This window comes from Sporosarcina psychrophila, from assembly GCF_001590685.1.
In the GTDB taxonomy this organism is placed as follows: domain Bacteria; phylum Bacillota; class Bacilli; order Bacillales_A; family Planococcaceae; genus Sporosarcina; species Sporosarcina psychrophila.
Window position 1 is genome coordinate 2073186 of sequence record NZ_CP014616.1, and the last position, 23018, is coordinate 2096203.

General features: G+C 37.9%; 18 protein-coding genes and 2 pseudogenes. 14 read left to right on the plus strand and 6 right to left on the minus strand.

Going from position 1 to position 23018, the window contains the following annotated elements; all coding sequences use genetic code 11:
* The first annotated feature begins 301 nt into the window (after window positions 1-301).
* The 11 genes and pseudogenes from AZE41_RS09870 (at window position 302) to AZE41_RS22655 (ending at window position 11142) form a co-directional block, all read left to right on the plus strand.
* Window positions 302-1675, plus strand: coding sequence for an MATE family efflux transporter (locus AZE41_RS09870; RefSeq protein WP_067208691.1), 1374 nt, complete (start codon window positions 302-304; stop codon window positions 1673-1675).
* Between the two features lie 389 nt (window positions 1676-2064).
* On the plus strand, window positions 2065-2730 hold the full coding sequence (locus AZE41_RS23660) for a YesL family protein (protein WP_418064812.1): 666 nt from the start codon (window positions 2065-2067) through the stop codon (window positions 2728-2730).
* A 267-nt stretch (window positions 2731-2997) separates the two neighbouring features.
* Window positions 2998-4341, plus strand: coding sequence for an ABC transporter substrate-binding protein (locus tag AZE41_RS09880; RefSeq protein WP_231885801.1), 1344 nt, complete (start codon window positions 2998-3000; stop codon window positions 4339-4341).
* Between the two features lie 132 nt (window positions 4342-4473).
* Window positions 4474-5769 (plus strand): ABC transporter substrate-binding protein, encoded by a 1296-nt coding sequence (locus AZE41_RS09885; protein WP_156476008.1) that lies wholly within the window; start codon window positions 4474-4476, stop codon window positions 5767-5769.
* 57 nt (window positions 5770-5826) lie between these two features.
* Window positions 5827-6735, plus strand: a complete 909-nt coding sequence (locus AZE41_RS09890; RefSeq protein ID WP_067208696.1) for a carbohydrate ABC transporter permease — start codon at window positions 5827-5829, stop codon at window positions 6733-6735.
* Window positions 6736-6749: 14 nt separating this feature from the next.
* Window positions 6750-7583 carry a carbohydrate ABC transporter permease gene (locus AZE41_RS09895; protein WP_067208699.1) on the plus strand — a complete coding sequence of 278 codons (834 nt, stop codon included), beginning with the start codon at window positions 6750-6752 and terminating at the stop codon, window positions 7581-7583.
* Window positions 7584-7602: 19 nt separating this feature from the next.
* Window positions 7603-7747, plus strand: a pseudogene (locus AZE41_RS22145) (sugar phosphate isomerase/epimerase); the annotation flags it as partial.
* A gap of 113 nt (window positions 7748-7860) precedes the next feature.
* Window positions 7861-9021, plus strand: coding sequence for a Gfo/Idh/MocA family protein (locus AZE41_RS09900; protein WP_067208702.1), 1161 nt, complete (start codon window positions 7861-7863; stop codon window positions 9019-9021).
* Between the two features lie 28 nt (window positions 9022-9049).
* Window positions 9050-9774, plus strand: a pseudogene (locus tag AZE41_RS09905) (ThuA domain-containing protein).
* A gap of 16 nt (window positions 9775-9790) precedes the next feature.
* A complete protein-coding gene (locus tag AZE41_RS09910) occupies window positions 9791-10891 on the plus strand; it encodes a Gfo/Idh/MocA family protein (RefSeq protein WP_067208705.1) in 1101 nt (366 codons plus the stop codon).
* A 74-nt stretch (window positions 10892-10965) separates the two neighbouring features.
* Window positions 10966-11142 (plus strand): hypothetical protein, encoded by a 177-nt coding sequence (locus tag AZE41_RS22655; RefSeq protein WP_156476009.1) that lies wholly within the window; start codon window positions 10966-10968, stop codon window positions 11140-11142.
* Window positions 11143-11434: 292 nt separating this feature from the next.
* Here the strand turns inward: AZE41_RS22655 and AZE41_RS09915 are convergent, their stop codons facing one another.
* The 5 genes from AZE41_RS09915 to AZE41_RS09935 form a co-directional block, all read right to left on the minus strand.
* A complete protein-coding gene (locus tag AZE41_RS09915) occupies window positions 11435-12376 on the minus strand; it encodes a Gfo/Idh/MocA family protein (RefSeq protein ID WP_067208708.1) in 942 nt (313 codons plus the stop codon).
* Window positions 12377-12547: 171 nt separating this feature from the next.
* Entirely contained in the window at window positions 12548-13585 is a 1038-nt protein-coding gene (locus AZE41_RS09920; protein WP_067208711.1) for an aldose epimerase family protein, read from the minus strand.
* Between the two features lie 12 nt (window positions 13586-13597).
* Complete coding sequence (galT, locus tag AZE41_RS09925; RefSeq protein WP_067208713.1) at window positions 13598-15076, minus strand: UDP-glucose--hexose-1-phosphate uridylyltransferase; 1479 nt, start codon at window positions 15074-15076, stop codon at window positions 13598-13600.
* On the minus strand, window positions 15073-16077 hold the full coding sequence (gene galE / locus AZE41_RS09930) for a UDP-glucose 4-epimerase GalE (protein WP_067208716.1): 1005 nt from the start codon (window positions 16075-16077) through the stop codon (window positions 15073-15075). Before galE ends, galT begins: the two co-directional genes overlap by 4 nt.
* A complete protein-coding gene (locus AZE41_RS09935; RefSeq protein ID WP_067208719.1) occupies window positions 16078-17259 on the minus strand; it encodes a galactokinase in 1182 nt (393 codons plus the stop codon).
* A 560-nt stretch (window positions 17260-17819) separates the two neighbouring features.
* Here AZE41_RS09935 and AZE41_RS09940 point away from each other — a divergent pair.
* Complete coding sequence (locus AZE41_RS09940; protein ID WP_335339520.1) at window positions 17820-18458, plus strand: Gfo/Idh/MocA family protein; 639 nt, start codon at window positions 17820-17822, stop codon at window positions 18456-18458.
* A 318-nt stretch (window positions 18459-18776) separates the two neighbouring features.
* On the opposite strand, the gene AZE41_RS09945 is transcribed toward AZE41_RS09940, so the two are convergent.
* Window positions 18777-19643, minus strand: coding sequence for a Cof-type HAD-IIB family hydrolase (locus tag AZE41_RS09945; RefSeq protein ID WP_067208721.1), 867 nt, complete (start codon window positions 19641-19643; stop codon window positions 18777-18779).
* 371 nt (window positions 19644-20014) lie between these two features.
* On the opposite strand from AZE41_RS09945, the gene AZE41_RS09950 reads away from it, so the two are divergent.
* Both AZE41_RS09950 and AZE41_RS09955 read left to right on the plus strand, forming a co-directional pair.
* Window positions 20015-21175, plus strand: a complete 1161-nt coding sequence (locus AZE41_RS09950; RefSeq protein WP_067208724.1) for an ROK family transcriptional regulator — start codon at window positions 20015-20017, stop codon at window positions 21173-21175.
* Between the two features lie 84 nt (window positions 21176-21259).
* The gene (locus AZE41_RS09955; protein WP_067208726.1) at window positions 21260-22996 is read left to right on the plus strand and encodes a phospho-sugar mutase; all 1737 of its coding nucleotides are present in this window, start codon (window positions 21260-21262) and stop codon (window positions 22994-22996) included.
* Window positions 22997-23018 lie beyond the last annotated feature (22 nt).

Sequence of the window (23018 nt, forward strand, 5' to 3'; positions counted from 1 at the left end):
AAGGCCTCGTTCGCTTATAATGAGCTACTGTTCTTTTTATCCACCATTCTTCGCTCCTACTATTTTTAAATTATTGATGTTGTACCCTTGCATAGCGGAGTTTTTTTCCTATTCTCAACCGTATCATTTATGGAACAAAGTAAAGAGAATTACTTGTATTGGAAATAACTAACTGGTCAATAGAGGATTATTTTATTACGGAAAAATGAGAATGCCTCAGGTATATTTCTTATAGTCCTCATTCGAGTTCTATGATGAGATATATTCTTTAGAAAATGCATAAAGAAAAGAAGGTGCTATTATGGCAGCAATCACGGCTAAAAAAGGTATCGGCGACAAGCTGAATTTATTTCAGTTGACGTGGCCGATTTTTTTAGAAGTTTTTCTTTTTATGTTAATGGGTATTGCAGATACATTCATGTTAAGTGCATTGTCAGATGATGCGGTGTCAGGTGTTGGTGCGGCAAATCAATATGTTCACATTGCCATACTTATCCTTGAGGTTGTTGGGAACGGAGCGGCGATTGTCGTATCACAATATCTCGGTTCGAAAAGATATAGGGAAGCATCCAAAATTTCAGCATTAGCCGTAACATTGAATCTAATCATGGGCCTCCTGATGAGTGGCATGTTCATTGTATTTTCAAAAAATATAATGGTGGCAATGAATTTACAAGGTGACGTGCTCGACCATGCATCTAAGTATATAATCATTGTTGGGGGAGCTATCTTCCTTCAAGCGATCATCAATTCATTGTCGGCCATTATTCGCGTGCATGGCTTTACGAAACAAACGATGTATGTTTCATTAGGCATGAACATTTTTCACGTAGTAGGTAACTATTTGCTGATTTTCGGGAACTTTGGTTTTCCAGAATTGGGCGTGCAAGGTGCAGCGATTTCTTCCGTTGTCAGTCGTTTACTTGCGCTGATTGTATTCTTTTGGTTGCTCTATCGCGTGATGGAATATCGTGTAGAGTTTCGTTACTACATCACATTGTCAAAAGAATACATTAGGAAAATATTGCAGATTGGTATTCCATCTGCGTTTGAACAAATCATGTATCAAGGGTGCCAAATTGTGTTTTTGTATTACGTGACCTATTTAGGGACGGAATCGTTAGCGGCTAGGCAGTATGCGGTGAATATATCGATGTTTACGTATTTATTCGCAATTGCAATAGGGATGGGAACTGCGATTATCGTTGGTCGGTTTGTTGGTGGAAATCAAAAAGAGGATGCCTATACGAGCGTGTGGTTCAGTGTGAAATGGGCACTATTATTCACGATTTGCATGGTTGTACTTGTTATGATCTTCCGCTATCCATTACTAGGACTGTTTACGGACAATAAAGAGATTATTGAAATAGGGGCATCTGTTTTATTATTAAGTTTTTTGCTCGAGACAGGACGGACGCTAAATATTGTGATCATCTCTTCGTTACGTGCGGCTGGAGATGCAAAGTATCCGGTACTCATTGGGGCTTTTTCTATGGTAGCGGTAAGTTTGCCGTTAGGTTACTTGCTAGTGTTCCAATTAGATTTGGGCCTCGTCGGTATCTGGTTGGCGATTGCGGTTGATGAATGGATACGCGCCATCATCATGTACTTCCGATGGAAAAGTAGAAAATGGGAAAGATATGCTCTTGTGACGCCTGAAAAGGATACTATATAGGTTGAATTCATGAACCTACTCAACAATGCTTCGGCACTTAGGGGCGCGCTACTGATGGAATTCCATTGTTTGTCAACAAAGAGTATTGACAATGTTATTCTATCATGTAAAATGAAAATAAGAATAATTCTATTAAATCAAATAAATTAGATATTTCGGTTGAGAGGAAATTGTAATCGATACCATTTTGAAGGTATTTACTAAGATTCAGTATTAATCTTGTTTAGGTTTTGCTTGAAAAGACTATGTTTATTTTAGGAGACTATGAATCAGGTGTAATTAGAATTAGTAGATCAATTTCAGTACCTCACGGTTGTTCAGTAAACTCGTCAAGGAAGTTATCGGAAAAATCAAGAAAGGGTGAATGCCAATTGGACTCCAATGGTTCTATGGGAACGTTATATAATGCTTCGGAGTGGATAATACGGTATTTAATTGTTAACCTTTTATGGTTTATATTTAACATCCCGATAGTATTCTTACTTATCAACTTACTAATAGTGAAGAATACAAATGAAATCATCGCAATTTGTTTAGTTATTTTTGCTGTATTCCCATTTCTTTTTTTTCCAGCAACCATTGGGATGTTTGCTGTAGTAAGAAAGTGGCTTATGAATGAGAGAGATATCCCCATTACTCGTTCTTTTTTGAAATATTATAAAGAGAATTATATAAGGAGTATGACGGGCGGCATAATAATAGGAGGAATGTGGTTAATATTTGCAGTTGATTATTATTATTTCACCGTACAGGTTAGCGAATCGTTCAAATATCTTTTTATCTTTTTGTTTATATTCTTACTTGCTTTTACGCTTCATTTTATGTCTACTACCGTTCATTTTGAATCGAAGTTATTCAAATCACTAAAAAATTCTTTGTTCATTACAATTGGAAGTCCTCTTTTAAGCCTTGGTTTGGGAATAGTTTCGGGCCTAATTGTATATGTTAGCTTTAATTATCTAACATTCATAATTCCATTATTTATGGGATCATTACTTGCTTTATTGGCTTTCTCGATATTTTATAAAGTTTATTTAACAATAGAATCGAAATAATGGATTTTCATCAGAGTAATCTAGATTCTAATCCGAAATAAGAGATCGGCAAGTTAAATTATTTTATCAATTTTTATGTAAACGATTTCATTTTGGTGTTGGAACGAAATGAATAGTTGTTTTTCATTGTAAAGTAGATGTTTTTCCTGGAAGTAACTTAAACTTTGCTTTTTGATTTTATATGATTATATTAAAACAAAATATTACAAATCCCTTTCGTATTTTGTTTTCATATACAAGAAACATTAAGAAGTAGGGGGTGGATTTTTGTTTTCAGTTTTTGGAAGAAGGCAAATCAAAGGGGGATTTATTGGGATGAGGAAAAAAAGAAAGTTCTTAATAACAAGCTTTGTATTGATAGTAGCTATGTTAGCAACTATCGCTGGATGTTCATCAGATAAAAAAGAAGGTTCCAGCGAGGATGGGGTAACTACTATTACATTTTGGCATTCCATGAACGCTCAAACTGGAGATGCAGTGGGAAAAGTTATTGAACTATTTGAAGAAGCAAACCCAAAGATTAAGGTGGACGCTGTGTATATAGCAAATCAAGGTGAGGGGCAGAATGAAAAATTATTAACATCAATTGCCGGGGGGAATCCACCAGATGTAGCTTATTTCGATAGATTTGAAATAGCATCTTGGGCTGCGCAGGAATCCCTTGAAGATTTATCAGCGTTTGCTGAAAAAGATGGCATTACTAAAGATAAATATTATCCTTATACATGGGAAGAAGCTTCTTATGAAGGAAAACTATATGGTATACCAACAACGACTGATGCGAGGTTAGTTTTTTATAATAAAGATCAATTTGCTGAAGTTGGTTTAGATCCGGAAAATCCGCCTGCAACAATAGCTGAACTAGAAGATGCAGCTCAAAAACTAATGATTAAAGATGGTAAAAAGATTAAGAGAATTGGTTTTATTCCTTGGTATGGGCAAGGTTGGTTCTATGGTTGGGGATGGGCTTTCGGTGGCGAATTTTATGATCCATCAACCACCAATATAACAGCGAACGATCCAAAGAATATAGAGGCACTTCAGTGGATGACTGACTATGCGAAAAAATATAATGTAGAAGAAATAGCTGGATTTACGGATTCGCAAGGTGAAGGGGCTATGGATCCTTTCCTTACTGGCCAGCTTAGTATGAAAGTTGATGGTAACTGGGGAGTTTCAGCTATTGAGAAGTTCAAACCTGATTTGAATTACGGAGTATTCCCTATACCTACTCCATCTGGAACTGACCATAAAACGTGGTCTGGTGGTTGGTCTGTTGTGATGCCTAAAGGTGCGAAAGAAAAAGATGCAGCATGGGAGTTCATTAAGTACTTCGGTGAAGAAGAAGGACAGAAAGCTTTTAGTGAAATTAGTAGGGACTTTTCAGTGATTGAATCTGTAAATATAGATCTTGGTTATGCAGAAGATCCGATATTTAAAGAATTCATTAATATCTTACCTGAATCTAATAGCCGCCCGGTAATGACTCAAGGGACACTTTATTGGAATGAATTGGCTAAGGCTGTTGAAAATTCAACGCGTAACATTGGATCTCCTGAAAAAAACTTAGAAGACGTTAATAAGAAGGTAAAAGATGCACTAGGAAAATAACATAATAAAAGACAAGGAGGCTCCTCCTTGTCTTTTATTATAAAAAAATATCATTAGTTGATATAGGGTTTGAATATTTATAATAATTAAATAATTTAAGCGAATAAATTAGAATAGAAAGGAGCATTTAAAATGTTGAACGTGAAAAGTAAATTTAAGATAACAAGTATTGTGTTTGCCATAATCATTTCTGTGGTTTTGGTTGGCTGCTCTTCAAGTCCAGAGGATGATAATAGTGGGAAAAAAGATACCATTACTTTTTGGCACCCATATGGTAGTGAATCTGGTGATGCAATAGCTGCTGTTATTGAAGAGTTTGAAAAGCAACATTCCACTATAAACGTCGATGCTGTATATATAGCAAATCAAGGAGAAGGTCAAAATGAAAAACTTCTTACAGCAATAGCTGGAGGAAATCCTCCCGATGTAGCTTATTTTGATAGGTTTGAAATTAATTCTTGGGCATCACAAGGATCGCTCGAAGATTTGACTGTTCTGGCTGAAGAAGCAGGAATTACAAAGGATAGATACTATCCATTTGCATGGGAAGAAGCTAGCTATGATGGGAAATTGTATGGAATACCAACAACTACTGACGCTAGGTTAGTCTATTATAATAAAGATCATTTTGAAGATGCAGGGTTAGATCCAGAAAATCCTCCAAAAACTATAAAAGAACTAGAACTTGCTGCAGAAAAGCTTACGATTAAAAATGGTAAACGGTTTGAAAGAATTGGTTTTATTCCTTGGTATAGTCAAGGGTGGTTTTATGGTTGGGGTTGGTCTTTCGGAGGAAGCTTTTATGATGAAGAAACAAATACACTAACAGCTAATGATCCAAAGAACGTTGAAGCTTTGCAGTGGATAACAGATTTTGCGCAAAAATATAATGTTGAAGATATTTCCGGATTTACTGATTCACAGGGGGCAGGAGCACTGGATCCGTTTCTTACAGAGCAAATCAGCATGAAAATTGATGGTAATTTTGGAGTTGCGAATATCGAGAAGTTTAAACCCGATTTAAATTATGGAGTGTTTCCAATACCTACACCATCCGGTACAGATCATGCAACTTGGTCTGGTGGTTGGTCGGTCGTTATGCCAAAGGGAGTAAAAAACAAAGAAGCCGCCTGGAGGTTTTTGGAATTCTTTGGTGGTGAAGAAGCACAGAAGATTTACAATGAAGTCTACACAAGCTTTTCCGTAATTGATTCTGTTAACGAAGAAATTGGCTATAAAGAAGATCCTATCTTTAAACAATTCATTGATATTCTACCTGAATCAAATAGTCGGCCAGTAATGACGGAAGGCTCTCTTTATTGGAACGAGTTAGCAACAGCTGTAGAAAATTCAATCAGAGGTATTGGGACTCCTGAGGAGAACTTGAATAAAGTAAATGAAAAAGTTAGTAAAGCATTAGATAAGTAAAGTGAAGAAAATTAAAAATATCAAGTAGTTCGTCATTCAACATAAGGAGGTACTAGTTTGAAAACACACAAAAAAAAGAATCGGAAGCTTTTAAAAGGATCAACAACAGCGGGATTGCTCTTTGCTTCACCCTGGCTGATAGGTTTGATATTGTTTTATGCCTACCCGTTAATTGCATCAATTTATTTTAGTTTTACAGATTATAGTATATTGCAACCAGGGAAATTTATTGGATTGAATAATTATAAGGAATTATTCAATGATCAGTTATTTTGGAAATCAATATATAATACAATCTATTTTGCAGTCTATTTTGTGCCGTTAAGCATAATTTTTGGTGTAGCTTTGGCGATGGCCTTGAATATGAAAGTAAAAGGGATGGGGATTTATCGCACAATATTCTTTTTACCAACTCTTGTTCCACACGTAGCTCTGGCAGTACTATGGATGTGGCTCTTAAACCCTGGTTTTGGATTAGTAAATGATATCTTAGGTGCGGTTGGTATTAGTGGTCCTAGTTGGCTTGGGAGTGTAACTTGGTCAAAACCATCATTGATCTTGATGTCACTTTGGGGAATAGGACAACCAGTAATAATCTACCTTGCCGGATTAAGTGATATTCCAGAGGATTTTTATGAAGCTGCAGAAGTTGATGGGGCTAATTGGTTCCAAAAAACATTTCATATTACATTACCATTATTAACGCCAGTTATTTTTTTTAACTTGGTTATGGGAGTTATAGCTGCTTTTCAACAATTTACATTACCTTATACATTGACTCAAGGACAAGGCACCCCAGCTAATTCATTGACGTTTTATGTCATGTATTTATATGATAATGCTTTTAAGTATTTTAAAATGGGATATGCTTCCGCAATGGCTTGGATCCTTTTCCTGATAATTATGATCTTGACAGCTATAATATTTGCATCTTCAAAACGCTGGGTACATTACCAAGATAAATAAGGAGGAAAGTGTATATGGAACCGAAAATAAAAAAGAGGCTTCAAGTGATAGTGGCACAAGCATGTTTAATTGTGGCATCAGCTTTTTTCCTTATTCCATTTTTATGGATGCTTTCCACTTCATTAAAGGACATAACACAAGTTTTCACATTTCCACCTGAATGGATTCCTAGGCCATTTAATTGGGAAAACTATGTCGAAGCAACAGAGTATATACCGTTTTTTACTTATTTAAAAAACACAGTATTAATTACAGTATTCAGTACAATTGGTGTTATTATTTCTTGCCCTCTAGTAGCATACAGTTTTGCAAAATTAGAATGGCGAGGCCGGAATTCTATGTTTATTATTACGATTGCAGTAATGATGATTCCAGCTCAAGTTACAATGATTCCGTTATTTTTGCTATTCAATAAGATTGGATGGGTAGGAACATCATTACCATTAATTATACCAGCATTCTTTGGAGTTCCTTTCTCTATATTCTTATTGCGTCAATTTTTTAGGGGGCTCCCTGATACTCTAAGAGACGCTGCAAAAATCGATGGAGCTAGTGAGTTCCGTATATATTGGCAGATTATGCTACCATTAGCGAAACCGGCAGTTTTAGCTGTTGGGCTATTCCAATTTATGGCTAGTTGGACAGATTTTATGGGGCCATTAATTTACTTAACAAACGATATGCAATATACGTTATCGCTAGGACTGCAGCAATTTCAAAGTCAGAAAGGTACTGAGTGGGGACTTATGATGGCAGTATCTACGATGATGACATTGCCAATTATTATTTTATTTTTCTTTTTACAAAAAACATTTATTCAAGGGATTACATTTAGTGGTATTAAATAAAGGATTAAGTATAATGTAACTACGCACAAATGGCTATGATTATGTGGTCAGCATGGAGCATGAAGATCCATTAGATGTCGGTAGACGAAGGATTTTCACGTGCAGTTACGAATTTAAAAGCAGTATTAATTAAAGATCAGCCTGCGGATATGTGGTGGGTGTAAGGAATGAAGTAGTTGTGACATATGAATTTCTAGCTCATATGTCACAATTTTTTTGTCTATCTGTTGGTCAAGTAAAATGGCATCAACTTAACTATTAAAAGGGAGATGGCATGATGAAATCGATTAATATCGGGATGATAGGCTATAAATTTATGGGGAAAGCACACAGCAACGCTTACCGGGCATTGCCAATGTTTTTTCCGAAAAGCATTCAGCCTCAGATGAAAGTTATCTGTGGAAGAAATGAAGAGGCTGTCTCCAAGGCAGCTAAGCAATTCGGTTGGGAAGAATATACAACTGAGTGGAAAGACCTTTTGAAACGGGATGATATTGATTTAATCGACATAAATGCACCAAGTAATGTACATAAAGAAATTGCGATTGAAGCCGCCAAAGCAGGCAAACATCTTTATTGTGAAAAGCCATTAGCTTTTACATTAAAGGATTCTCGTGAAATGCTGCTGGCTGCTGAAAAAGCGGGTGTAAAGCATATGGTTGGCTTTAATTATCGTTTTACGCCGGCTGTCATACTTGCAAAAAAGTTAATTGAAGAAGGTCGTTTAGGGGGAATCTACCATTACCGGGCATGGTTTTTACAAGATTGGATTACAGATCCAGACTTCCCACTCGTATGGAGGCTTCAAAAAGAGATTGCTGGCTCGGGTGCCCACGGCGATATAGGCGCACATCTTATAGATATGGCCCACTATTTGATTGGTGACATATCAGAAGTAATTGGTATGAATGAGACATTTATTAAAGAAAGACCACTTCCTACAGAGATGGATGGGTTATCAGCAACAAGTGGAAAAGGCACTGATAAAGGGCCAGTTACGGTAGATGATGCAACATTATTTTTAGCGAAATTTGCAAACGGAGCACTTGGTAGCTTTGAAGCAACTCGTTTGGCAACAGGGCATCGTAGTACGAATTCATTTGAAATCAACGGTAGTAAAGGAAGTGTTATTTTTGATTTTGAACGAATGAATGAACTGCAAGTTTATTTTGAAGATGACGCAGAAGGTGTCCAAGGATTTCGACGAGTGCTAGCGACTGATTCTGCACATGCGTATTCGGAAGCTTGGTGGCCAGCTGGACATGCAATTGGCTATGAGCATACTTTTACCCATGCCTTTGTTGAATTAATGGATGCTTTTCGTGAAGATAGGCAACCTGTCCCTAACTTTGAGGATGGGGTGAAATGCCAACAAGTCCTTGAAGCAGTTGACCTGTCAATAGAACAGAAACAATGGATTAATGTATCTGACCTGTAATACTTTTGGAGAAAGGAGCACTAATGATATGAAGAAAAAGGCGCTCATTGTCTATGGTGGTTGGGATGGTCATGAACCAAAAGAAGTGGCTGATATTTTCAAAGGAATCCTTGAAAAAAATTTTGACGTGGAAATGTCTGACACGCTTGATACCTATGGAGACATAGAAAAATTGAAAGGGTTAGATTTAATCGTACCTCATTGGACAATGGGGGAGATTGAACAGGAATATGTGAATAATATTTCTGAAGCCGTGATGAGTGGTGTTGGTCTGGCCGGTTGCCACGGTGGAATGTGCGACTCCTTCCGGAAAATGTAGACTGGCAGTTTATGACTGGCGGCAATTGGGTGGCGCATCCAGGAAATGATGGCATTGAATATACGGTTAATATTAAGCATTCTTCGAGTAATATTTTAGAGGGGATTGAAGATTTTGAGGTTGTGAGTGAACAATATTATTTGCATGTTGACCCTGCTGTTGAAGTACTTGCAACAACCAGTTTTCCAATCGCCGAAGGGCCACATTCTTCAAATAAGGCAGTGGATATGCCTGTTATTTGGACAAAACGTTGGGGGCTAGGTAGAGTGTTTTATAATTCAATAGATCATTCAGCTAGCATTGTGGCGATGCCAGAAGTATCAAAGATAATGCGGAATGGATTTTTATGGTCAGCAGAAGGAAAAGAATTAATTGGGGAAGTTGCCAGTACAGGCAATGACAGTCTATATACTGGTATGGGAGACAATCAATGAAAAACGGGGGAAGAAAATGGGGAAAGTAAGAGTAGGTATTATCGGTTGTGGAACAATTAGTTCAATTTATATGGAGAATATCCCGACCTTTGAAAATCTTGAACTTGTAGCATGTGCAGATTTAGATTTAGATCGGGCACGTGCTCAGGCGGAGAAATTTCTGATTCCAGAAGCGTCAACAGTGAAAGAACTATTAGAAAATCCCAATGTAGATTTAGTTATCAATTTAACGATTCCTAAGGCACACGCTGAAGTCGCGGTTGAGGCGCTTAAAAATGGCAAGCATGTCTATGGTGAAAAACCTTTAGCAGTCACACGTGAGGAAGGTAAAGAGATCTTGGCAGTTGCAAAAGAAAACGGGTTGTTTGTAGGAAGTGCTCCAGATACATTTTTAGGTGCAGGTGTTCAAACAGCTATCGATTTAATTGAAAAAGGGGAAATCGGGGTTCCAATTGGTGTTTCAGCCTTTATGATTGGACGCGGCCATGAACATTGGCATCCAGATCCGATCTTTTATTATAAGGAAGGCGGCGGGCCGATGTTTGATATGGGTCCCTATTATTTAACAGCACTCATTGCTTTATTGGGGCCAATTAAGCGACTTTCTGGTTCAGTTGGTATTAGTTATCCAGAACGAACGATTTTAAGCGAACCAAAAGCAGGTACAAAGGTTACTGTAGAGACCCCGATACATATTGCAGGAACACTTGATTTTGTTTCTGGTGCAATCGGAACGATCACTACTAGTTTCGATGCATTCGGTGGTACAACTCTTCCGCCAATCGAGATATATGGAAGTGAAGGCACTATACTTGTTCCTGATCCCAATACGTTTGGTGGCCCTGTTCGACTTCGAAAGCGAGATGAAAAAGAATTTGTTGATATCGAACTAACCCATACTCACGATGGAAATAGTCGTGGAATCGGTGTTGCCGACATGGCAAAGGCAATTTTAAGTGGTGCTCCATATCGAGCGAATGGGGAACTTGCTTACCATGTGCTTGAAGCAATGCATGGTTTTCATGATTCTTCTGAAAAAGGTTTATTTTATCAGATGCAAAGCACTTGCGAGAGACCAGAGCCACTGCCTGTTGACAATCAGTTTTTACATGCGTAAGCGTCAAATAAATACCCACCTATTTTGTGGGGGAGGGATTATTCACAAATAAGGAATTGCAAGGTGGAGGTCCGTTGATCGATATTGGCGTAAAAATGCTAGATGCTTCCCTCTATCGGATGGGCTATCGTGAACCTAACGTTGTGTTAGGAATAACGCATCAACAGGTTGGTCACCAAAAGGATGTTGGACTGCTTGGAAAGTGGAAATATGAAAACTATACAGTGGCGGACATGCTGTTGGTAGGGTAACGTTTACAAATGGTGCACCTTTAACAGTGGAGGCTGCTTTTGCCGCAAATGTTGAGAAACATGATACGATGCAAGTTGCTTTGATGGCCAATAAAGGTGGAGCTAAAATTTACCCTCTGTAAATATATCAGATGAAATACAACACATTAATCAATAGTACACTAGAACAGGGACTTATAATTCGTGAAATTGTCAATGCAACTTATAAGCCTGTAGAAACGGGGAAAGCCGTAACAAGTAATAAAAAAGGTTGTGCAGTATGAATGTTGAATTCATACTGCACAACCTTTTTTTATAAAGTAAGAACTTTTGTCACACTGCGAGAAATTTCATGCGTATTAATTGTAGATTCTATTTGATTATTTTTCACGCATTTTATAAACTCTTCAACTTCATAGTACATAGTATTAAATTCATGTTTAATAGAAATATCCTCAGTTTGACCGTCTTTGTATTTAATAATAATTTTTTCCGGATCACTGATTTTATCGATTTCGATGACGCCATTCTCGCCCTGTATTTCATTTGGTGAATGGGAATCTGAAATTTTCGAGTACATAATAACAGCTTCAAATTCATCGTAATTTAAGATCATACTTCCTTGACCATCTGCACCAGTGGATAGTAAATAAGTATTTTTAAGTACAGATTTAGGTTCGCCGACTAGATGCACAATAGGCGCGATACAGTAAACCCCTAAGTCTGTTTTAGCGCCATTCCCCAGTTCGGGTTTAAAAGCATTTTCAATAATGCCATCCTTATATTTATCGTAACGCGAAGAATACTGGTTATAATGAAATACGAATCGTCGGAGTGGACCAATCTTAGCTAGGTTCTCTTTTAAGTTGAGAAATGTAGGTGTAACTGTTGATTTCATTGCTTCCATATAGGTTGTTTGATGGTCATTAGATGCTTTAATTACTTGATCCATTTCAATTAAGGAAGTGACAGCGGGTTTTTCGCAAAGAACGTGAAGGCCATTATTCATAGCTAAAATACTTTGTTCTGCATGAAACGCATTGGGTGATGCAATATAAACGGCTTCAATATCACCGCTTTGAAACATTTCTATCATATCTGTATACACATGTTCGATATTATGTTTCTCTGCAAATGCTCTCCCTGTCTCCTCAGTCCTTGAATAGACTGCACCGACACTAAATTCGGGATGTTCTTTAGCTGCTGTCAGTAATCGATCTGTAATCCAATTCGTTCCGATAATTCCAAACTTCATAGTAATAGCCCCTTTTAGTTATATATGTTGATGTAAAGAATTTCATTAAAATCGCTACTGCGCTCGGGGATGCCTCACGCTCTAAGACGAGCAGCTTCGCTCAGTTTATATAGATGTTCATTTGTACAATATATAGTTGATAATAAGTAGTTCTTGCCCTATAAGGCGGATCTAGCCCTCAATGCCAAATGAAAACACTGTTTGTTTGTCATATAATTCATGGGCCTCTAAGATAACGGAAGGAAAGCCCTTGTGATGCAATGAGGCAGGGGAGGCTTGTGTTTCAAAACAGACACCTAAATAAGGTTTTGAATTACCTTCTGCTAGATTAAGTCCTTCATCGAGAGTATTCGATGTGTACATAACCACGCCTGGTTGGTTGGTCTTAATCGTCATCAGGCGGCCACTCGTTTCTTCTTTTACACGGATGTTTTGTTGTTGAGTTTGATTGAGAATAAAGTAATGATCATATCCATGATTAGCAACCCTATTTTGTGTTGATATGGAGTTAATGCCGTCAACAAGTTTTCTTCCAGTTCTGAAATCAAATGGCGTATTCACTACATTGATTTTTTTACCTGTTGGAATTAGTTCCGTATCAAGTTCAACAAAGTCATCACTCTCCATTGTAACATGATGGTTGTGGATCGTGGCGGCTAGATTTCCACTTAAGTTAAAATAGGAATGATTTGTCATAGTAAGCACAGTCGTTTTATCGGATGTTCCTGAATAATCAAGGATGAGCTCGTTATTATTAGTCAATGTATAGGTAACAGCAACTTCAATAGTACCAGGATATCCACCTTCACCATCTAAACTTTTATGGTTTAATTTCACGCCAACTGTATCATCTGACTGAAAGGGACTAGACTGCCAGATTACTTGATGAAATCCTTCGTCTGCTCCATGTAAATGATGGCCACCTTCATTTGCTGCCAATGAATATGATTGATCTTGGATAGTAAATGAAGCATCTTGAATTCTTCCGGCAACGCGGCCGATTATCGCACCAAAAAAATTTGGGTTTTCTTCATAATCGGTATAATTTGTATAGCCAAGGACCACATTTTCTAGTTGATTATGCCTGTTTGGAACGCTTATGTCAGTGATGATACCACCGAAGTTCAAAAAACTTACTGTCATACCGTTATCATTTGTTAATGTATACAACTTCCACTTATTCAGTATATCTTGGGTCTCTATTTTCATCTGGCTAGCCACCTACCTATTTAATGTTTTGATGAATCGTTCACACTCACTTTGTACTTTAAAAACGCCTGCATCTCCAAGCACTTTGGCGAATTTAATCCCAAGTTCTTTTTCTAAAATGGACTCAATTTGCTCTAGGTTTGATAATTCTCCATAGTTAGCTTTCATTTGCTCTGCCCATTGTTGATGATAGGGGGCTACAGAAGTTGTTTGATCGAGTAAAAACTTCTTGATTTCAGCTAATTCATCTTTAAGACGAGCCGGTAAAACTGCCAGACCCATTACTTCAATAAGCCCAATATTTTCTTTTTTTATATGATGGACATCTGCATGGGGATGGAAAATCCCTAGTGGATGTTCTTCAGTTGTTCGATTGTTGCGTAAGACGAGATCGAGTTCAAACTTGTTAGCACGCATTCGGGCAATCGGTGTAATTGTATTATGTGGAGTTTCATTACTAAAGGCTCTGATATCCGCTTCCTCATCACTATAACTTTTCCATGTGGTAAGGACATGGTCAGCTGCTTGAATCAATGGCTCAATCTCATCGCTCTGCAAGCGAATGGTTGTTAACGGCCATTCCAGGACAGATGCAGTTATGTTTGGAAAGTTTTCTAGCGTAAACGAAAGTGCAGTTGTTGCAGTTGTCATTGGAAAATCATAACTTCCTGCTTGATAATGATCATGATTCAAAATAGAGCCACCGACAATAGGTAAATCGGCATTTGAGCCAATAAAATAATGTGGGAATTTCTCTATAAAAGTAAGTAACCGTTTAAAAGTATCCTTACCAATTTTCATATCACGATGTTCTTCAGCAAGTAAAATACTATGTTCATTATAATAAACATAGGGTGAATATTGCAGATACCAATTTTCATTTACAAGTGGTACTTGAATGATACGATGATTTGCCCTAGCTGGATAACCTGTCCGGCCAGCGTATCCTTCGTTTTCGATACATAACAGACATTTTGGATAATCAACATCATGTTTCAATTCGCTTTCTCTCTTGATTTGTTCAGGGTCTTTCTCGGGTTTTGACATGTTAATGGTAATATCCATTTCACCATAGATTGTTGTAGCTTTAAAATGGATGTTTTTCTTAATGCGGTTCATCTGAATATAATTGCTGTTTTTACTTAATTCATAAAAATAATCTGTTGCGTTTTTTGGGGAGTTACTATATTTTTTCTGGAAAATTGCATTGATAACAGATGGCCTTTCCACAAAGCAATTCATGATTGTGGCTGAAAGTATTTCTTTGTCATCAAAAACATTGTCAATGACATTATTTTCGGTAGCATAGGCAATAATTTTGTCGAGCAGATTTGGAATTGAATCATCTGTTGTGCCTTCAGTTGTTGCAGGCATAGATTCGAGATGGAGCAGTGCAAGTACTTGATTCGTCACATAATTCTGATCAGCGGTATCGATTAGTCCCACTTCGATACCTTTTTGAAGGAGTCCTCTAATATCTGAGTAAATCATTTAGCTGTCACGTCCTTCTGGTAACCATTTGGGTTGTTGACATGCCAGTTCCAAGCATCTTGAATGATTTTTTCAATTGAAGTTCGCGTTGGCTGCCAACCTAAAAGAGTGGCAGCTTTATGAGAGCTTGCGATTAGGATACTAGGATCCCCCGCACGACGTTTACCTGAATTCTCAGGGATTTCTTTACCTGTAACTGCTCGTGCTGTATCAATCATTTCTTTGACTGAAAATCCTTGATTACTGCCAAGATTGAAAATATCGCTTTCTCCATCATTTTTTAAATAATTAAGTGCTAGAAGATGCGCTTGAATAAGGTCTTCTACGTGGACATAATCACGGATACATGTGCCATCGGGTGTATCATAATCTTCTCCGAAAATAGTGATATTTGAACGTTGTTCGAGTGCTGCTTGGAGAATGATTGGTACGAGATGTGTTTCAGGATGATGATCCTCGCCGATTTCTCCAGATTCCCGTGCACCTGCCACATTGAAGTAGCGTAATGCAACATAGCGAATGCCATAGGCTTGTTCGCACCATTTCATCATTTTTTCCATCGTCAGTTTTGTTTCGCCATAAGTACTTGTCGGATTGGTTGGCATCTCTTCTGTGATTGGGACAGATTCTGGCTCCCCGTAAGTGGCTGCTGTTGATGAAAAGACAATTTTTTTGACATTAAACTCTGTCATCACTTGCAGTAATATTTGTGTGCCATAGACATTATTATCATAATACTCCAATGGATTTGCCATGGATTCACCGACAAGGGAATTCGCAGCAAAATGGACAACTGCATCAATAGGTTCATTAGTAAATACGTTACGCATAAACTCGATGTCTCGACTATCACCTTCGTAAAATGTCGCATCAGGATGGATAGCTTCTCTGTGCCCAGTTTGTAGATTATCAATCACTACGACGTCCGTCTGTTGATCAATTAACTGATAAACCGCATGTGAACCGATATATCCAGCTCCACCTAGAACTAATACACTCATTTAGTACACTCCCTCAGTAAGTTCTCTTGCTCCGTCACCAATTGCAGCGGTGTAAAATGATGCCTCATAACCAATTTTTCCTCTATATATTTTATTTACATTGTTCTTGAAGCTATCAACTTTGTCTATTTCAACAATTGCAATTGCACAACCACCAAAACCTGCGCCTGTCATGCGGGCGCCCACAACGCCAGGTTGATCCCATGCTGCTTGGATAATCGTATCTAGTTCGATGCCTGTTACTTCATAATCCAGTTGAAGAGATTTATGTGACTCATTCATTAATTGCCCAAATGCCCCTAAATTGCCTTGTTGTAATTGCTGAAGAGCCTCAACAGTCCGTAGATTTTCATAGACAGCATGTTTTGCACGTTTTTGGTTTGTTTCATCAGTAATAAGGTGTTTGTGTTGTTCAAATTGTTCTTTCGTCAAGTCACCAAGCCCCTTAATTTGAAGATCTGTTTGCAAGTTCGTCAAAGCCTGTTCACATTGCACGCGACGTTCATTATATTTTGAACCAGCAAGTGTACGTTTTTTATTGGTATTAATGATGATAATCACATGGTCAGCAAGCTCGATAGGGGCATAGTTGTAGGCTAAAGTTTGGCAGTTTAATAGGATGGCATGCCCTTTTTTACCTTTACCAATTGCAAACTGATCCATAATTCCACTGTTGACGCCGATATAATCATTTTCTACTTTTTGCCCAAGTTGAATCATCTTTACACGATCAATTTTTAAATCAAATAGTCCTTCCAAAAGGACACCAATGACCATTTCAATAGAAGCAGAAGAGGAGAGCCCGGCGCCGGTAGGAATGTCACCATAAAATAAGATATCCATTCCAGTCGTTATTTGGAGTCCGCTTTCCTTCATATAATGAATCATACCTTTGGGGAAGTTCGCCCAATCATGTGCTTCATTATAGTCTAAATCGGCAAGATCACATTCAATGGTCCCAATAGAGGGGAAGTTCAACGAGTAAAAACGTAACTTTTGATCATTGCGTTTTTCAGCAAGTGCGTACGTTCCAAATGAAATTGCGGCGGGGAATACATGGCCTCCATTATAATCCGTATGTTCACCAATTAGATTAATTCGTCCTGGTGCAAAAAACGTGCGTGGTGTTTCGGGAGTGTCGAAGATTGATCGGAATTTATTAGGCAGATCTGGGTTAGTCAAAGGTTGTTACCTCCCAAAGTTAATAAATTAATTTAATTAAGTATAGTGTACTATACTTTGAAAGACTATTCAATATATTTAGTGATATGTTATAATTGCGGATAAAGATGAATATTTAATCACTCGAACTTTTGAAGCATGAAAATCATTAATTCGATTTCTGCCAAGCCAGTGATTACTATAGAAGAAATAAAATGAAGTTAATGGGAGAGTCATATTGATTATGAGAGTAGGGATTATTGGAACAGGTTACTTCAGCATATTCCATGCAAAGATTTTATCGGGTTTAGCAGGTGTCAAAATAACGGCTATATATGGGACAAGTTTAGAAAAGCGGAGTCAATGGCATCAAAGTTTACGCATGCGAGAGGGTATAACAATTTGGAAGGGATGCTGGACGCCATTCACTTGGATACAGTCTATATTTGTGTCCCGCCAATGGCGCATGGAGAGATAGAACTGTAATTAATTAAGCGAGGAATTCCTTTTTTTGTGGAGAAACCATTGAGTCAAGACAATGAAACACCTTTAACTATATTTACGGAGATCAAAAAAAGTCTTTGCTTACATCAGTAGGCTATCATTATCGCTATAGTGATTCGATTGCGCATTTAAAAAGTATACTAAATGACCAGAATATCGGTATTGTCCTTGGGCAGTATATGGGGAATATGCCAAAAGTGCCGTGGTGGCGAAATCAAGCTAGTTCCGGGGGACAATTTATCGAACAGACAACGCATATTGTCGATTTACTTCGCTATATTTGTGGGGAAGTCGAAGAAGTTTATGCGGTATTTGGTAGCCAGATTCTTTCTACGCAAGACGAATCTGTCACAGTTGCGGACGTAGGAACGGTAATCATGAAACTACGTAATGGGATTGTAGCTAATATATCGAATACTTGTATACTCCCAGAAAGCGTTGGGAAATCGGGAATCACCTTATTTACAAATCAAGGAATGGTAGATTGGTCACCCAAACGTTTAGAGATTAAGATGAAAGGGTCTACAGCAGACTATATCGACACGGTTAATCCTTATCAAACAGAAAATGAAGTATTTATCAATGCCGTACGCACAGCTGACCCATCTAGAATTTTGTCAGACTACGGAGATGCTTATAAGACGCATAAAGTAACCACGGCTGCGTTAGAATCGGCAATAAAAGGATCACCTGTGAAATTGAGCAATGCATTTTGAGTTAAAAAATAGATGATTGCTTTGTATCGATAAAAAACAACAAAGAAACTCCTCTATAATTAGATAGACAATCGAAGAGGGGGATTTTGATAGATAAAGGAACTATAAGTTTTTCGATATGGAACAGTGTCTATGTCCATCTGTCGGCTTCTTCGAGTTGCCTAAGAATTGATGGCAATGGACAAGATTGCCCTTTCCATCAATTCCTCCAACGCTTTCGCAATAAGGAGCGATTGAACGGCATCCCTCCTTATTGCGAAAGGATGTCGTGAACTAAGGCTACGTTCAAATATAACGGTGCCTTACGACTTACTTAATTTAAAGTTGACGTTGCAGAATAGCTTCAATTGCTAATCCAACACCATCATGTTCATTTGTTGTTGTGATTTCAGTGCAAGCAGCTTTAATTGCCGCTGGAGCATTACCCATAGCTACAGCGCGTCCTGCACGTACCATCATTGATAAATCATTATAGCTATCACCAATTACCATAACATTTTCCATTGAAATCCCTTTACTCTTGGCGTATGTTTCAACTGCTATTCCTTTTTGCGCATTGATATTTGTAATCTCGAGATTTCCCGCTCCAGATGAACTGATAGCAAGTCCAGGCAATAACTGAAGAGCTTCTCTAGCTTTATCCAAATTCAGTCTATTAAAGGACGTTCCAAATACTTTATAAATTTCACTTCCACGTTGGTTTATCAGCTCTTTGTAAGAATCAACTTGGCGGATATAACCTTGTTCTACTCTATCCATTACTTCTTGTCGAATTTTATCTACGACGGGGATCTGGTTAGCTGCCTCAGCAAGTTGAATGAAAGTATCGATTTGATCTTCAATACTATTAATATAAATGAGCATATCAATATATAATTGATAATCGATTGTGTGAGTATCCAAAATAGATGTGATTTTTGTGATGTCATTTTCGACTATATGGGTTGCGGAAATCAATTCCCCAAACGCATCTCTAATTTCTGCGCCATTAAGACAAATGTATGAAAGATTCAATCCGCTATCCCTAACAGGACCATAGGCTTCTGAGAAACCTCTTCCAGTAGCGATTACAACCTCAATTCCATTTGACTGCGCAGCTAAAATTGCTTGTTTGTTTCTAGTACTGATGCTGTGGTCAGGGCTTAATATTGTTCCATCCATATCAATTGCAATTAGGTGTATCATAATTGTCCCCTTTCTTATACATAGAGACTGATAATACCAATGAATGCGATAAATATCAACTTGCCTGTTCGACTGCCACTTAATATTAGCATTGTGTCGATGAATATCACATTTATCCTAAAAGGAATATTTTATTTGTAGTTTTGAACCTTTCATACGTAAATGAAACTCTCTGTCTACTCAACTAAAGAGATAAGTGATAGTATTAAAGCTAAAGAGCGATTCGTGTAATTTTAATAAAGGTTAGCCTTACAACCATAGATGAGAAGCGAATATATATACCGCTTTGGTTGGTAGTATAAATCAGTATGTTAGAAGTAAAATAGGGATGTTATTTGTCTATCAAATCTATAATAATAGGGGGCATTAATATGCGGCAGGGCACATTCCGGTGGATGAAATCAGTAAATAAATCAATTATATTAAATAAAATACGGACTGACGCACCCATCTCCAGGGCGCAAATTGCTAAAGAGACAAAATTAACGCCACCAACAGTTAGTAGTAATGTGAAAGAGTTGATTGATCAAGGGATTGTGAAAGAAAGCAAGCTTGGTGAATCTCAAGGCGGTCGAAAGCCAACGATGCTTTTAATCAATAATCAGGGATTCTATGTTGTTGGAGTTGACGCTGGACCGGAAATGATAGAGTGTATCCTAACTGATTTATCTGGAAAAGTTTTGAAGCGAACTTCAAGTAAGTTGCCTTTGCCGCTAACGAATGTCCAATTTCTCATTATATTAAAAGACTGTATTCGTGATTGTATAACAGACATTTCTACTACTAGTAAAAAAATTATTGGTATAGGTGTAGCGATGCATGGAGTTGTGGATGTAGAAACAGGAACATCTTTGTTTGCTCCTATATTAAGTCTGACAAATATTCCTATCAAAGAAGAGCTGGAAAAAGAATTTGAACTAGAAGTTAAAGTAGAAAATGATGCACGAGCTATGGCGTTGGGGGAATCCTGGTTTGGAGATCACGGAGAATTAACGAGTATGTTGGTTATGAATATTGGTCGTGGTGTTGGTGCTGGGCTTGTCATTGATGGAAAGCTATACCACGGTGCACAAGATATTGCTGGTGAAGTGGGACATATGACAATAGATTTACACGGAGAAATTTGTGAATGTGGTAATCGTGGATGTTTGCAAACTTTTACAACGGGTCCAGCGATTGCTAGACGAGCAATGAAGGGGATGTCGCCTGATCCAATCACTGCGGAGAATGTCTATGAATTAGCTATGAGTGGTAATGAAGATTTTGTAAACATACTTAAGGAAACTGGGAGAGTGATTGGGATAGGTTTAACAAATTTAATACATATTATTAATCCACAAAAAATTGTTCTTGGTGGTGGAGTAACAAAAGCCAAGGAGCTTATACTTCCAGTCATACTAAAAACGATTGAAGAATGTGCATTGACACCACGGGCAAAGCAGACTGAAGTAACCATGACTAAACTGGGGGATGATGCAACACTTATAGGTGCTGTATCTTTGCTTTTAGTTGATGTATTTGACCCAAATTGAATATATAATTAAACTAGAATGGATATCTATGCATAGATTCTGAATCGTACATTCGCTTTTATAATTACTTGGGAGGTCGTTTATATGACATGGCAAGTTGAAGCAACAAAGTGGCTAAATCAAGAGAATCTAGAAGTTACACTCAAGCAACAACTTCTGGGTGAAAAAAATAACAAAGAATTACTGGAAGATTGTTTTTATAAAAATCTCTCATTCGGCACGGCTGGCTTGCGCGGAGAACTGGGGTTTGGTACGAATCGGATGAATATCTACACTGTTAGGAAAGCGGCACTTGGGCTTGCTTTATATATAAAAAGCTGCGGGGAGGTTGCAGAAAATAGGGGCGTCGTAATTGCTTATGATCCGAGGCATCAATCTGCGGAATTTGGGCTTGAAGTGACCAAAGTCCTTGGGTTTAATGGCATTCGTTGTTATTTGTTTGATGAACTTCAATCTACTCCATTGTTATCCTTTGCAGTGCGGGAATTGAATACGTTTTCGGGCATTGTCATTACCGCAAGCCATAATCCATCAGAATACAATGGACTGAAGGTATACGGAGAAGATGGTGGACAAGTAACTTTAGAAGCCGCAAATGCGATTACTGCTCATACGGAGAGTATTAATAATCTATTTTCGGTTGAGGTCGCGGAAGAGGCTATTCTCTTAAAAGAGGGATTGCTTACTTATTTGAATCATGAAATGAGCGACCGGTATGTATTGCATTTGAATGGAATACTTTTAGGCGGAGAGCCGGATAAAGGTCTATCGATTGTATATTCTCCACTTCACGGAGCAGGTAGCAAATTAGTTAGTAGAGGACTAGAAGTAGCAGGCTTCTCGGACGTAACCATAGTTAGTGAACAGGCAATTCCAGATCCGAATTTTACAACCGTTAAGTACCCAAATCCGGAGGAATCACAAGCCTTCGAAATGGCACTTACATATGGCCATAAAGTGAAAGCGGATCTACTCATAGCTACTGATCCGGATGCAGACCGAATGGGAGTTGCAGTACGGGATTTAGAAGGAGAATATGTTTTTTTAACAGGTAATCAGATTGGCGCATTACTATTAAATGCATTGTTGGAAGATAAGTCGGACCGCGATACAATGCCGAAAAATGGTGTTGTATTAAAAACAATTGTCACATCAGAACTTGGTAGGGCGATCGCAGACAAGTATGGTGTTAAAATGATGGACGTACTTACAGGGTTTAAATTTATAAGTGAAAAAATCTTGGAATTTGAAGAAACTGCAGAGTCAACTTTCTTATTTGGTTATGAGGAGAGCTATGGCTACTTGATTGGCGATTTCGTACGGGATAAAGACGCTGTCCAAGCATCGGTTTTAATTGCTGAAGTGGCCGCTCGTTATAAAGCAAAAGGCCAAACATTATTGGATGGACTACGCGAACTGTATAAAGAGCACGGCTTTTATCAAGAAAGTTTGGAATCGATAACGCTAAGAGGGAAGACTGGAATGGCGAAAATTGATGAAATCGTGAGTTATTTCCGGTCGACATCATTTGTAAAAGAGTTTACCAAACCCCTTTCAATCATTGAAGATTATTCATCTGGACATTTTGTTATCGTTGAAACGGGGGAGCGGCGGCCGCTCAATTTACCTATCGCGAATGCTCTTAAATTTATATTGTCTAATGGTGCATGGTTCGCCATCCGTCCATCTGGAACAGAACCGAAAATCAAGTTCTATTTTGGAGTTCAGGGCGAAACGCAAGTTGAAAGTGATGAGTTTTTAGTAGCATTAAAAGCAGCAGTCATGACGGTTGTTGAAAGGTTAACTATTGACTTATCGTGAGAAGATTTTTAAATAAAGAATG